Below are 13,256 nucleotides of genomic sequence, written 5' to 3' on the forward strand. Positions count from 1 at the left end.
CCATATATAGTTGCTTATTTACTTAAAGATTTATCGGTTCCATAAAGTCCGTCCCAGACGATCTCACGATAACGTACCGGGTCGGTGTCGCCTTCTGTGGAGATAACGAGTACGTTGGAGGTTTCGTCAAGCTTCAGAGCCTCTTTGAGGTCTTTTGCATCTTCATCATGAAGCGCGGTGTAACAGAGTCCAAGCGGAACAGAACCGGATTCACCCGAAACGATGTGCGGATCGTTGCCGAGCGGGTTTGCGTAGATTCTGGTTGCTTTTGCGCTCATCCAGTCAGGGCATGATGCAAATACGGAAACATGGTTTCGAAGGATATCCCATCCGATCGTATTGGCTTCACCGCATGCAAGGCCTGCCATGATGGTTTCAAGGTCACCACCGACGTTTACGAGTTCACCGGATTCTTTCATGGCGGAACGATACAGGCAGTCGGCAGCGCTTGCCTCGCAGACAACCATAACCGGCGGATTTTCTTTATATTTGTGAGCAAAATATCCGACAACAGCTCCGGCGAGGGAACCAACACCAGCCTGTACAAATACATGTGTCGGACGGTCGATACCGGCTTCTTTTAACTGCTGGTCAGCTTCCATGACCATGGTTCCGTATCCCTGCATGATCCAGGAAGGAATTTCTTCGTAGCCTTCCCATGCGGTATCCTGAACCATAACACCATGTTCGGTCTTTGCAGCTTCGGCAGCAGCCATTCTTACGCAGTCATCATAATTGACTTCCTCAATAGTAACGGTAGCCCCTTCTTTGGCAATGTTGTCAAAACGTGTTTTGGTAGTACCTTTCGGCATACGTACAACGGCTTTCTGTCCAAGACGGTTGGCAGCCCATGCAACACCGCGTCCGTGATTTCCGTCAGTTGCGGTAAAGAAAGTAGCCTGCCCGAATTCTTTTCTCAATGCTTCAGAAGAAAGAACTGCATATGGAAGTTCACTGATATCCTTGCCGACTTCTTTGGCTATGTAACGTCCCATTGCGTAGGAACCACCGAGAACCTTGAATGCATTCAGGCCGAAACGGTAGGACTCATCTTTGCAATGGATACTTTTTACACCAAGATAGGATGCCAGAGCGGCGAGATCCTGAAGCGGAGTAACGGTGTATTGTGGGAAACTTTTGTGAAATTCATTGGCTTTTTTCACGTTTTCTTCAGACATTAATTCGAGATGTTTATCGTCTGACTTTGCAACGTGATTGACGGTCCATTTTAAACCTTCAGTCATGAGAAAAACCTCCTTAAAAAAAATCTTTAGAACTCATAATTTTTCTTTTCCAGCTGATTCTATCATATCATAAATATGTGATTTTTCAATAGAAATCAAAAAAAATTTTAGGTTTTAACAAAAAAAGTTAGCACACCAGAAAAAAGTTGCATTCATTGAAAAGAGAGAGAGGATATGCTACAATATATCTCATGTAGATACACAACAGATGAAACAAAAAGGAGACTAGAAATATGGCTGTTTTTCAGGCTTTTCGAGCATTGCGGCCGATACCGGAAAAGGCTTCTTCTGTAGCGGCACTTCCGTATGATGTTGTAACCCGCGAAGAAGCAAAGCTGATCGGAGACAAGAATCCGGATTCATTTTTGCATGTAGACCGCCCGGAGATGGATCTGCCGGATGAGACCGACCTGTATGATCCGAAGGTCTATGACAAGGCAGGAGAAAATCTTCGGAATATGGAAAGAAACGGAATCCTTAAGCAGGATGAGATACCGTGTTATTATATTTATGAACTGACAAGAAACGGCAGGACACAGACAGGACTGGTAGGCTGCTGCTCTATCGATGACTATATGAATGGCGTTGTAAAGAAGCATGAACTTACGAGAGAGGATAAAGAGCAGGACCGTATCCGCCATGTAGATACCTGTGATGCAAATACCGGTCCGATCTTTCTGGCATGCAGATATCCGCAGGAACTTCTTGACCTGATGGAAGAATGGAAAGCATCACATGATGCAGTCTACAATTTTACGGCTGATGACGGGATCGGACACCGGGCATGGGTGATCGACGGCGAGAAAGAAAAGGCAACGATCGCACAGCAGTTTGGAGAGATTCCTTCTATATATATTGCAGACGGTCATCACAGAGCTGCTTCAGCAGTAAAAGTCGGACTGAAAAGACGTGCGGAGCATCCGGATTATGATGGAACCGAGGAATTCAATTATTTCCTTTCTGTAGTATTTCCGTACGATCAGCTCACGATTCTTGCATATAATCGAGTGGTAAAGGATCTTCATGGTATGGATGAACATGCGTTTATCGCCAGTCTGAAATTTAATTTTGAACTGATGATCATGCCGGGATTTCCGTGCAAACCGGTTGAAAAGCACTGCATGGGTATGTATGTGGGCGGAAACTGGTATCATCTGAAAGCGTGGGATGATGTCTATGCGAAGAAGGACATTGTAGGACAGCTTGATGTCTCGATCCTTCAGGAAAAAATCCTTTCACCGATTCTCGGAATCGGAGACCCTCGCACGGATCAGCGTATCCGTTTTGTAGGAGGCAGCCACAAATTAAGCGAACTTGCACAGATTGCGGATTCGACGGGAGGCGTGGCGTTTGCCATGTTCCCGACTGCGATGGAGGATCTGATGCAGATTGCAGACGAAAGTAAACTGATGCCGCCGAAGTCGACCTGGTTTGAACCGAAACTTCGAAGCGGATTGTTTATTCATAAACTTTCATAACCAATAATAAGGAGGTATTTACGTATGGGACTGATCAAAGCAGCATCAGGGGCAGCAGGTGGTGTACTGGCTGACCAGTGGAAAGAATATTTTTACTGTGAAGCCATGCCGGCGGATGTTCTGATCACAAAGGCGCACAAAAAAGTATCCGGAAGATCATCCAACAAACACGGCTCAGAGAATGTTATTTCAAATGGTTCTGTAATTGCAGTCAATGACGGACAGTGTATGTTGATCGTAGAGCAGGGAAAGGTTGTAGATGTATGCGCAGAACCGGGAGAATACAAATATGATATGTCTACAGAGCCGTCCGTTTTCTGCGGGGATCTGGGAGAGGGAATTCGCAATGTGTTCCAGCAGATCGGCAAACGTTTCACATTCGGAGGAGAAGCACCGAAGGATCAGAGAGTTTACTTTGTCAATACCAAAGAACTCGTAGGTAACAAATACGGTACACCGAATCCGGTACCTTTCCGTGTAGTAGATACCAATGTCGGACTGGATATTGATATTTCCATTAAATGTTTTGGTGAATACAGCTATCGTATTGCAAACCCGATTCTTTTTTATACCAATGTATGTGGCAATGTGGAAGAAGACTACGAGAGAGAGGAAATCGACGGCCAGTTAAAGAGTGAACTTATGACTGCCCTGCAGCCGGCATTTGCCAGAATTTCCGAGCAGGGAATCCGTTACAGTGCACTTCCGGGACATACACAGGAACTTTCTGATGCACTGAATCAGGTACTTTCCGAAAAATGGAACAATTTACGTGGTATCTGTATCGTTTCACTTGGTGTATCCAGCGTAAAAGCCTCCGAAGAAGATGAGGCAATGATCAAAGAGCTTCAGAGAAATGCCGCGTTCCGTAATCCGACAATGGCAGCAGCTCATATGGTTGGCGCACAGGCAAGTGCGATGCAGGCGGCAGCTTCCAATCAGAATGCCGGGCCGGCAATGGCATTTGCAGGACTGAATATGGCGGCAAATGCCGGCGGAGTGAATGCACAGAATCTATTTGCGATGGGAGCACAGCAGGCACAGCCGGTGCAGCCGCAGGCTCAGGCAGCAGGAGGATGGACCTGCAGCTGCGGAGCAGTCAATACCGGAAAATTCTGTCAGGAGTGTGGTCAGCCGCGCCCGGCGGGACCGTGGACCTGCAGCTGTGGAGCAACGAACACCGGTAAATTCTGTCAGGAATGTGGAAAACCGAGACCATAAGCAGTGAGGAAGGAATAATGTATGGATACAGTAAATTACAAATGCCCAAATTGTTCTGCCGGCCTTGCGTTTGACAGTAAATCGCAGAAAATGAAATGTGAATACTGTGGAAACACATATTCACTGGAGGAACTGGAACAGCTTGCAGAGCAGCAGGATACAGTTAAAGAAGATACGACGACTCACTGGGAGGGATTTGAACCGGAACAGTGGCAGTCAGATGAAAAATCAAACATGGCGGTATGGAGCTGTCCGTCCTGCGGAGCTGAAGTACTTGCGGAAAAGACAACAGGTGCAACCATCTGTCCGTACTGTGATAACCCGATGATCATGCCGGAGCAGTTTGCAGATACCTATCGCCCGGATTATGTGATCCCGTTTAAAAAATCCAAAAAAGAAGCAATAGAGGCGCTTAAGAAGCACTACGAAAAGAAACCGCTTCTGCCCAGGGTGTTCAAAAATGAAAATCATATTGAGGAGATCAAGGCGGTTTATGTTCCGTTCTGGCTGTTTGATCTGGATACGGCAGGAAGATTCCAGTATGATGCAACCAGAAGCAGAGTATGGGATGATGATGATTATACATATACAGAGACCAGCCATTATCGCGTAGTACGTGCCGGTAAAATGAAGTTTCAAAAAATTCCGGTTGATGGTTCAAAAGCAATCGATGACACGATGATGGAGGCAATAGAGCCTTATGATTATGCTGATCTCAAGGAATTTAACCTGTCCTATCTTTCCGGGTATATGGCGGATAAATATGATCAGGAGCCGGATGATCTGACTGCAAGAGTTTATGAGCGAATGGAACAGAGTGTGCGGGAGGGCTTCCGGTCTTCTGTTGAATGCTATGAAACAGTAACCACCAAAAAAGAAAAGATTACTGTGACAAATAAAGGACAGGTAAAATACGGCCTGTTTCCGGTATGGTTCCTTAATACAAAATGGAATGGAAAGACATATTCATTTGCAATGAATGGTCAGACCGGACATCTGATAGGAGATCTTCCTGTCGGAAAAACGCTGGCAGTCAAATACTGGTTTAAGCATCATATTCCACTGACTCTTATAATGGCGGCAATTGTTACAGCACTGCGTCTGAAAGGGGTGATCTGAGTGAAAAAAACAAGATTGTTATTAAGCGGTTTGTTACTCAGTGTCAGCCTGGGAATGGCTTTGTCTGCAGTTTCCTTTGCAGCTACAGATACGTCCGCCGCTTCATCGACAGATGAAAATAACGCAGATGAGACAACGGATGGTGGAGAATTTACATGGGTATATGATGCGTATGGTCTCTTAAATGATGAACAGTATACAGAACTTGAGGACGAGCTCGCTGAAATATATGATGAGTATAAATATGATGTGGTGCTGGCTATTTCTCCTGATATAGGAGAGGAGCATGATTACAGGCAGTATGTAGCGACATTTATGCAGACGAATGAAATCGGATATGGCGATACTCATGAGGGAATGTGTATTTTTCATCAGCCGGATGCAAGAAATATTACGATCGTATTCCGTGGGGAAACGCAGGATGATTTCACAGAAAGCATTCAGGAAGAAATGCTGGATAAGTGTAAGGAAAGGCTGAAAGCAGATGATCCGTTTGGCGGTTATCAGTCATTGATCAGGGATTTGAAAAGAGGGCTTTCGAGAATCTCTGAGGGCAAAAAAATACGCCCGATGGACATAGATGACGGTACAGTGGCCTCTCGCTTTTTTACAGATCTGCTCATGGCTTTTGTAATCATGGCGATTCCGACAGCACTCATGACATGGTATCAGGTACGCAAAATGAAAACAAGAGTGCAGCAGTCCAATGCCGACCAGTACACGGCAGATGGCGGACTGGAGCTTACTGAAAAAAGGGATATTTTCCTTTATACAACCATGACAAAAACAGAAAAACCAAAGAATGATGATAATGACAGTGATTCCGGAAGTTTTTCCAGTGGCGGAGAGAGCTTTTCCGGCTCCAGCAGTGACTATTAAAAGAGCGTACAAAAATGGTTCAGTCCCCGGTGGATTCCGGAAACTGAGCCGCTTTTTTGTATACAGTGAATTTGCATCAAAACTGCACAATATGACACATAAATACTTTGAAGAAGTACAGCGTTGTACTGATAAAAATACAATACATAGGAAAATTGCACAAAATAAACAGGAGAAACGCAAGATTTGTTGAGCGAAAGTGCAATTGTAATTTGCAATGGTTATGATATAATTTGCACTGGTTAAAAACTAAACGTGGGGGTGACATCTTTGAAAAAAACAGTAACATTTTTTGGAATGCTTCTGACCATGCTTTTGATGTGTCCGACGGGTGTCTGGGCCGCAGGCAGCACTGAGACCACCACTCAGGTGCCGGTATGGCTTTGTATTCCGTTTGCAGGACTTCTGCTCTGTATTGCAGTGATGCCGCTGATCAAAGCAGAATGGTGGGAAGCACATCAGCCACATGTTGTACTTATGTGGATCCTTCTGATGATAATTCCTTTTGCTGTTGTTTATGGTGCAGGAAAGGCAACGGAAACCGTTCTCGAATGCATTGTAAATGATTATCTTACTTTTATTGTTCTTTTGTTTGGACTTTTCTGCGTTTCCGGTAACATTACGATGGAGGGAGATTTCGCCGGCTCGCCGCGCGTCAATGCGTGTCTGCTTGCTTTCGGAACACTTTTGTCAAGCTGCATCGGAACTACCGGAGCAAGTATGCTGATGGTTCGTCCTGTCATCAAGATGAACTCATGGAGAAAAAGAAAGAGCCATATCATGGTATTCTTCATCTTTATGGTTTCCAACATGGGAGGGTGTCTGACACCAATCGGAGATCCGCCGCTTCTGATGGGCTTTATGCGTGGCGTTCCGTTTTTCTGGAGTCTGCATCTGTTCCCGGTGCTTCTGTTTAATATGGTGATCCTGCTGTTTGTATTCTATCATGTAGACAAACTTGCATACCGCAAAGATATTGCACAGGGCCGTAAACCGGATATCAGCAAACCGGGTACAGAATTTCATATTGATGGATTACATAACATTATATTCCTTGTAATGATCGTGGCAGCGGTTATTTTAAGTGGTGTTCTTCCGGGACTTTCTGCATTCCAGAATGCAGCAGGAGAGGTAATGGGAATCCATATTTTCGGAGAAGTGACACTGACTTTCCCGGCACTGATCGAGATCGTTTTGATTCTTCTTGCAGCATTTTTGTCCTTTAAAACGACAGATAAGAGCATTCGCAGAAGAAACCATTTTACTTGGGGTGCAATCAAAGAAGTCGCCGTATTGTTTATTGGTATTTTTGTTACGATGCAGCCGGCTCTGATGATGTTGAAATCACTTGGTCCGCATCTTGGTCTGTCAAGACCGCTGGAAATGTTCTGGGCGACAGGTGCGCTGTCCAGCTTCCTGGATAATACACCGACCTATCTGGTATTCCTTACAACTGCAGGTACACTTGGTTTTATGAATGGTGTGACAACAAGTCTTGGAATCGTACCGGTCAAACTTCTGTCTGCTATTTCCTGCGGGGCTGTATTTATGGGAGCCAATACATATATCGGTAATGCGCCGAACTTTATGGTAAAATCAATCTCTGACGAAAACGGTGTTAAAATGCCGTCCTTCTTCGGATACATATTATGGTCACTTGTATTCCTTGTTCCGGTATTCATACTGGATATGCTTGTGTTCTTTATGTAAGGGGGGAGAATTATGTCAGAAAATATCAATCAGGAAATATATACGGAACTTGCCAATCGGATTTATGATCTGGATGGAGAGGTTTATCGTGTACTGGGATCGTCTCTGGGACGTACCTTTACCGGAAACCGTGACACAACGATCCGTACGCTGAGCATGCTGATGTACACAAAACCGGATGGACATCTTCTTCGAAGCGAACTGGCACTGATCAGTAACATGGCTAGAACTATCAAGGATGATGCCGAGAGAAGTCGCCTGATGACGGAATATGATGAGATCCTGAAGGCAATTGAGAAACTTCCGGATATGTTCGGAAAGACAGATATCATCGATGCAGAGCGTGTGGCATTGAACCTTGCCGCAAGACGTGAGAAGATTTCAGAGGACGACCACCTTGTGATCTGTATCAGCCGTACTCAGGGAAGTGCCGGAAATGATATCGGATTTGAACTGGCGGATAATCTCAGAATCAATTACTATGATGTTGAAATCTTTGACCAGGTTCTGAAACGTCTGGAAGCAGAAAAAGATGCCGTACAGGACAAAGAGAATTTTACAGAGTTCAACAAATATGGAAAGAAAACACACGAAAGTCTTCGCACGAAACTGAAAGAGCTGAACCGATATCACGGACTTTCAAAGCAGGATGCAGTTTTCTTCAATATGAGTGATCTGATCTGCGACCTTGCACGGACAGAAGACTGTCTGATCATGGGACGTTGTGCAGATGCAATCCTGAAAAATAACCACATTCCGCATATCAGTATTTTTATCAGTGCACCATTCCAGGTTCGTATACAGCATGTCATGGATGTACGAAATATGGATATGAAGGAAGCTGTTCGTTTTCTCAAAAAAATGGACAGACAGCATAAGAGATATTATGAGTTTTATACCGGTGAGAAATGGGGTAAACCGGAGAATTATGACCTCTGTATCAACAGTGCAAATTACGGAATCAAAGAGACGATTGATGTGATCAAACGTCTTTTGAATCAGCAGACCGTGCAGCGCAATTAAATAAAGCGAAAAGAAAATCCGCAGGATGTTGTCCTAAGAATGGACAGCAGACTGCGGATTTTTTATGGAAAATATAAAAAAGGTAAATTATTTGTTTACATCAATGTAACTGTACAGAGTATATTTTGATATACCAAAAAAACTTGCAACTTTGTCACCGGATTTTGTGATCAGGAATGCACCGGAATCATTCAGAAACTGAATGGCAGTTACTTTGTCCTCTTTATTCATGAGGGCAACCGGTTTTCCGACCAGAGCAACGGATTCCTTAATCAGGTGATCCAGAAGATCATTGACGCTGTGAGTGATTTCCTTTGGCTTTTCTTCTTTGTTTACAGGAGTGATCAGAGAGTGCAGTGCACTTTCAATCATAGTAAGTTTGGTAATATCGTAGTTGATTCCAAATACATAGTGAAGACTGCCGTCATCGTCACGAATATAGGAAGTACTGCATTTCAGAATCTTGCCATCAGAAGTCTTCATCAGATATCCGGGATGATCCTGAATTTCATCCGTCGGATCGCTGCCTTTTTTGTTGTTATGGCGGATGACATCAAAAACGGCATTGGAAGGACCATCGCCGATCCCTCTGCCGGTAACATGACCATTTTCAATATATACAATAGAATGTTCCGGATCGTTTGTCTTAAGATCGTGGATCACGATTTCACAATCAGGACCAAATTGAGAAGCGAGATCACTTGCAATCTGCTTTAATACAGTCAGACGTCCCATTATTATTCCTCCTCCATGTCATAGTGTTAGTATTAATATAACATAAATTATTTTTAAGATAAAGATTTTTCCAAAGAAAAAATAAGGAGCCCTTAAAAAAATTGTTTGAAACTGACCGGAATGCATAGACAGTAGTTGATAGTAGCATGGAAGAATGTTATATTTATATATCATATAGAATGTTTTTTTTCGTAGTAAAACAATCATATTTCGGGGGTGGATTTATGAGATATTTATTAAAGAACGGAACTGTTGTTTCAGGAGAAAAATCAGAGCAGATGGATATACTGATAGAAGGGGAAAAGATTGCAGCAGTCGGACATGATCTGCAGGCTGAAGATGCAAAAGTGATTGACGCAGAGGGAAAACTTCTGTTTCCGGGATTTATTGACGGTCATACGCATTTTGACCTGGAAGTTGCCGGAACTGTGACGGCAGATGATTTTGAGACCGGTACAAAAGCGGCAATCCTCGGCGGAACGACGCTGGTCATTGATTATGCATCGCAGGACAAGGGCGGTCATACGCTCAAAGAAGGTCTCAAAAAATGGCATCAGAAAGCGGATAACAAATGTTCCTGTGACTATTCTTTCCACATGTCGATCGTAGAGTGGAACGAAAAGACGGAAGAGGAAGTTCAGGATATGATCGATCAGGGAATTACCAGCTTCAAGCTGTATATGACTTATCCGGCAATGATCGTTAATGACTGTGATATGTACAAAATCCTCAAAAAACTCGGTGAATGTGGCTGCTTTGCCGGTGTACACTGTGAAAATGCCGGAGTGATCGATGCTCTGATCGATGAGGCCAAAAAAGCAGGCAGACTCGGACCGGAAAATCATCCGCTTGTCCGTCCGGACGATATGGAAGCAGAGGCAGTTCACCGCCTGCTGGTAATAGCAAAAGAAGCCAAAGCGTCTGTAATGGTCGTACATCTGACAAACAAAAAAGCACTGGAAGAAGTACGCAGGGCAAGAAAAGCAGGACAGACTGTTTATGCAGAGACCTGCCCGCAGTATCTGCTGCTTGAAGACAGTGTTTATTCAAAACCGGATTTTCAGGGCGCTGTTTATGTATGCGCACCTCCGATCCGTAAGAAAGAAGATCAGGAATGTCTGTGGAAAGCTCTGGCAGAAGAAGAGCTTCAGACCATAGCTACGGATCAGTGCAGCTTTACACTGGCACAGAAGGCACTTGGAAAAGAGGATTTTACAAAGATACCGGGAGGCCTTCCGGGCGTGCAGACACGGGGAACACTTCTTTATACATATGGAGTACGTGAGGGCAGGATCACGCAGGAGCAGATGTGTAAATTTCTGTCAGAAAATCCGGCAAAACTGTATGGCATTTATCCGCAAAAAGGTGTGATCGCACCGGGAAGTGACGCAGATATCGTATTGATTGATCCGAAAAAAGAAAGCACAATTTCTGCAGCAACACATGCGTATAATACTGACAACAATCCATTCGAGGGATTTGAACTGAAATGTGGCATTGACAAGGTCTTTCTTCGTGGAAATCTTGCAGTTGATGATGGTAAACTGGTTCAGGAAAAACTGGGAAAATACATTTTCAGAGGCAAGAAACAAATCTGACCGAATGGGGATAGAATATGAAAAATTTAATAGATAAACTGCACCAGGAGAATTTCTTAAGTGCAGAGGAATTTCACCGGCTACTTGCAAACCGCTCACAGGAAGATGAAGAGTATGCGAGAAATCTTGCAAATCAGGTACGGCAGCAGGTGCATGGAAATAAAATCTATGTACGTGGACTGATCGAGTTTACAAACTACTGCAAAAATGATTGTTTTTACTGTGGCATCCGGAGAAGTAACAGGGAGGCACAGAGATATCGCCTGACAGAAGAAGACATCATGACATGCTGTGCCGAAGGATATGAACTCGGGTTTCGGACATTTGTTCTTCAGGGGGGAGAAGATCCGTTTTTTACCGATGAAAAGATAGTGCATCTGATTCAAGAAATCAAGAAAAAATATCCTGATTGTGCACTGACACTTTCCATTGGTGAAAAATCTGAAGAAAGCTATCGTGCCTTTCGCGAGGCCGGAGCCGACCGTTATCTCCTGCGGCATGAAACTGCGGATCCACGTCATTACAGGCGCCTGCATCCATATGAAATGTCGTGTGAACATCGTAAAAACTGTCTGCGGACTTTGAAGAAACTGGGTTTTCAGACAGGCGCCGGATTTATGGTCGGCTCACCGCTTCAGACAATTGATGATCTGGTAGAGGATTTTCTGTTTCTGAAAGATCTGGATCCGGAGATGGTGGGAATCGGACCTTTTATTCCGCATAAGGATACCCCGTTTGCTGAGGAACGGAGAGGGAGACTGGAGGACACGTTGTTTTATCTGGCACTTTTGCGCCTGATGCTTCCGCATGTGCTGCTGCCGGCGACGACGGCGCTTGGAACGATTCATCCGAAAGGGCGTGAGATGGGAGTGCTTTCGGGGGCAAATGTCGTAATGCCGAACCTTTCACCGGTTTCAGTACGAAAAAAATATATGCTCTACGATGGCAAAATCTGTACGGGAGATGAATCTGCACAGTGCAGAAGCTGTCTGTCGGGGCGGATGCAACAAATTGGCTGTGAAATTGTTACAGACAGAGGAGATTATAAGAAAAAGTGACGGACAGATGCAGGAGAAGTGTATAACAAGAAAAAAGGCTTGCATAATGCCCCGAAGTTGGGGTATAGTGTTTATATGCGTTGTTATGCTATAAAGGAGGAAATATTTTTATGAAGAAATCCAGATTACTGATCCTGCTTGCAGCTCTGGCAGTGGCAGCGTCCGGATGCGGATACAGCACCGGAGGAGAAGATTCCACTGTGACTGTGATTGAAGCAACTCCGACTCCAACTGCAACTCCTACACCGGAAGCTACACCGACTCCGGAAGCTACGCCGACTCCGGCACCGGAAATGTCTCAGACAGCAGCAGGTGTAAATATCATAAAACAAAATGCTACATACTATGCGATTGAAGGTGTCAATGTTCGTTCGGACTGCAGCACAGATGCTCAGATCATTACCGGTACGACAGTAGGACAGGCACTGACAAGCACAGGTGTCAGTGAAGACGGACAGTGGGTAGAAGTAACTGTCAATGATCAGACCGGTTATGTAAGTTCCCAGTATGTTTCAACGGAGGCACCGGCCGGTACTGCGACGACAGATACGACTGCACAGTAAATCACATACTATATATGCACAAAGAAACACCGGACTTTATGTAAGTCCGGTGTTTTTGTTCCTTGTCTGAAAGTACATTCAGGTAATGGTCTGGTCAGTTTATTCTGGATAAGTAAGGCGGTTCGGCTGAATGTCATAGAGGACATTTTTGAGATACTTGTCGGCAAGATATTTTGCCATGCCAAGATTCATATCAAGATAGTTACCGCAGTCTTTTGCGGATGCTCCCGGAATCGCTCCCTCGAAATCACGGATAAATTCAAACATTTCGATCATCAGAGGTACGATGTCTTTGGACTCATAATCCCCTGCGAGAAGCAGATAGTTGCCGGTACGGCAGCCCATCGGTCCCCAGTAGATAATCTTTGAACCGAATTCTGCATGGTTGCGGAGAAACGTAGCTGCGAGATGTTCCATGGCATGCAGTTCCGCTGTGTTCATGACGGGTTCTTCATTTGGGGAGGTCATACGAATATCAAAAGTGGTGATTACTTCCTCGCCGAGATAATCCTTACGGGAAACATAAATGCCCGGCTGCAGTTTGATATGGTCAATCGTAAAACTTGCGATTTTTTTCATTAAAAATTCATTCCTTTCGTATATGGTTTAGATGTATATTTTGTATGAT

At 44.4% G+C, this 13,256-nt stretch carries 12 protein-coding genes; 9 read left to right on the plus strand and 3 right to left on the minus strand.

Translation table 11 applies throughout. From position 1 onward, the window contains the following. Positions 1 to 14: 14 nt before the first annotated feature. Entirely contained in the window at positions 15 to 1,244 is a 1,230-nt protein-coding gene (gene dpaL / locus H8Z79_RS06950) for a diaminopropionate ammonia-lyase (RefSeq protein WP_015543044.1), read from the minus strand. A 233-nt stretch (positions 1,245 to 1,477) separates the two neighbouring features. Between dpaL and H8Z79_RS06955 the strand changes: the two genes are divergently transcribed. The 6 genes from H8Z79_RS06955 to H8Z79_RS06980 all read left to right on the plus strand — a co-directional run bounded on the left by H8Z79_RS06955 (position 1,478) and on the right by H8Z79_RS06980 (position 8,674). Beyond that, positions 1,478 to 2,722, plus strand: coding sequence for a DUF1015 domain-containing protein (locus H8Z79_RS06955; RefSeq protein ID WP_015543043.1), 1,245 nt, complete (start codon positions 1,478 to 1,480; stop codon positions 2,720 to 2,722). A gap of 24 nt (positions 2,723 to 2,746) precedes the next feature. Further along, entirely contained in the window at positions 2,747 to 3,943 is a 1,197-nt protein-coding gene (locus tag H8Z79_RS06960; protein WP_015543042.1) for an SPFH domain-containing protein, read from the plus strand. A gap of 21 nt (positions 3,944 to 3,964) precedes the next feature. After that, a complete protein-coding gene (locus H8Z79_RS06965; RefSeq protein ID WP_015543041.1) occupies positions 3,965 to 5,062 on the plus strand; it encodes a hypothetical protein in 1,098 nt (365 codons plus the stop codon). After that, positions 5,063 to 5,941 carry a TPM domain-containing protein gene (locus H8Z79_RS06970; RefSeq protein ID WP_118039575.1) on the plus strand — a complete coding sequence of 293 codons (879 nt, stop codon included), beginning with the start codon at positions 5,063 to 5,065 and terminating at the stop codon, positions 5,939 to 5,941. 309 nt (positions 5,942 to 6,250) lie between these two features. Continuing rightward, positions 6,251 to 7,651 (plus strand): sodium:proton antiporter, encoded by a 1,401-nt coding sequence (locus H8Z79_RS06975; protein ID WP_182001925.1) that lies wholly within the window; start codon positions 6,251 to 6,253, stop codon positions 7,649 to 7,651. A 12-nt stretch (positions 7,652 to 7,663) separates the two neighbouring features. Beyond that, complete coding sequence (locus tag H8Z79_RS06980) at positions 7,664 to 8,674, plus strand: cytidylate kinase-like family protein (protein ID WP_015543040.1); 1,011 nt, start codon at positions 7,664 to 7,666, stop codon at positions 8,672 to 8,674. 87 nt (positions 8,675 to 8,761) lie between these two features. On the opposite strand, the gene H8Z79_RS06985 is transcribed toward H8Z79_RS06980, so the two are convergent. Then, positions 8,762 to 9,409 carry a helix-turn-helix transcriptional regulator gene (locus tag H8Z79_RS06985; protein ID WP_187002749.1) on the minus strand — a complete coding sequence of 216 codons (648 nt, stop codon included), beginning with the start codon at positions 9,407 to 9,409 and terminating at the stop codon, positions 8,762 to 8,764. 224 nt (positions 9,410 to 9,633) lie between these two features. Here H8Z79_RS06985 and hydA point away from each other — a divergent pair, with 224 nt between their 5' ends. The 3 genes from hydA to H8Z79_RS07000 all read left to right on the plus strand — a co-directional run bounded on the left by hydA (position 9,634) and on the right by H8Z79_RS07000 (position 12,628). After that, entirely contained in the window at positions 9,634 to 11,007 is a 1,374-nt protein-coding gene (gene hydA, locus H8Z79_RS06990) for a dihydropyrimidinase (protein ID WP_118039571.1), read from the plus strand. Positions 11,008 to 11,024: 17 nt separating this feature from the next. Further along, complete coding sequence (gene hydE, locus H8Z79_RS06995) at positions 11,025 to 12,065, plus strand: [FeFe] hydrogenase H-cluster radical SAM maturase HydE (RefSeq protein ID WP_118039570.1); 1,041 nt, start codon at positions 11,025 to 11,027, stop codon at positions 12,063 to 12,065. 110 nt (positions 12,066 to 12,175) lie between these two features. Then, positions 12,176 to 12,628 (plus strand): SH3 domain-containing protein, encoded by a 453-nt coding sequence (locus H8Z79_RS07000; protein WP_015543036.1) that lies wholly within the window; start codon positions 12,176 to 12,178, stop codon positions 12,626 to 12,628. A 99-nt stretch (positions 12,629 to 12,727) separates the two neighbouring features. On the opposite strand, the gene H8Z79_RS07005 is transcribed toward H8Z79_RS07000, so the two are convergent. Then, a complete protein-coding gene (locus H8Z79_RS07005; protein ID WP_015543035.1) occupies positions 12,728 to 13,207 on the minus strand; it encodes an S-ribosylhomocysteine lyase in 480 nt (159 codons plus the stop codon). Positions 13,208 to 13,256: the final 49 nt, after the last annotated feature.

It is taken from the genome of Blautia intestinalis (assembly GCF_014297355.1).
Lineage (GTDB): Bacteria > Bacillota > Clostridia > Lachnospirales > Lachnospiraceae > Blautia_A > Blautia_A intestinalis.

Bases quoted from the DNA above. Each gene is read 5' to 3' on its own strand.
- H8Z79_RS06975 (WP_182001925.1), top strand. From the start codon at position 6,251: ATGCTTTTGATGTGTCCGACGGGTGTCTGGGCCGCAGGCAGCACTGAG.
- H8Z79_RS06965 (WP_015543041.1), top strand. From the start codon at position 3,965: ATGGATACAGTAAATTACAAATGCCCAAATTGTTCTGCCGGCCTTGCG.
- hydA (WP_118039571.1), top strand. From the start codon at position 9,634: ATGAGATATTTATTAAAGAACGGAACTGTTGTTTCAGGAGAAAAATCA.
- H8Z79_RS06980 (WP_015543040.1), top strand. From the start codon at position 7,664: ATGTCAGAAAATATCAATCAGGAAATATATACGGAACTTGCCAATCGG.
- H8Z79_RS06955 (WP_015543043.1), top strand. From the start codon at position 1,478: ATGGCTGTTTTTCAGGCTTTTCGAGCATTGCGGCCGATACCGGAAAAG.
- H8Z79_RS06985 (WP_187002749.1), bottom strand. From the start codon at position 9,409: ATGGGACGTCTGACTGTATTAAAGCAGATTGCAAGTGATCTCGCTTCT.
- hydE (WP_118039570.1), top strand. From the start codon at position 11,025: ATGAAAAATTTAATAGATAAACTGCACCAGGAGAATTTCTTAAGTGCA.
- H8Z79_RS07005 (WP_015543035.1), bottom strand. From the start codon at position 13,207: ATGAAAAAAATCGCAAGTTTTACGATTGACCATATCAAACTGCAGCCG.
- dpaL (WP_015543044.1), bottom strand. From the start codon at position 1,244: ATGACTGAAGGTTTAAAATGGACCGTCAATCACGTTGCAAAGTCAGAC.
- H8Z79_RS06960 (WP_015543042.1), top strand. From the start codon at position 2,747: ATGGGACTGATCAAAGCAGCATCAGGGGCAGCAGGTGGTGTACTGGCT.
- H8Z79_RS07000 (WP_015543036.1), top strand. From the start codon at position 12,176: ATGAAGAAATCCAGATTACTGATCCTGCTTGCAGCTCTGGCAGTGGCA.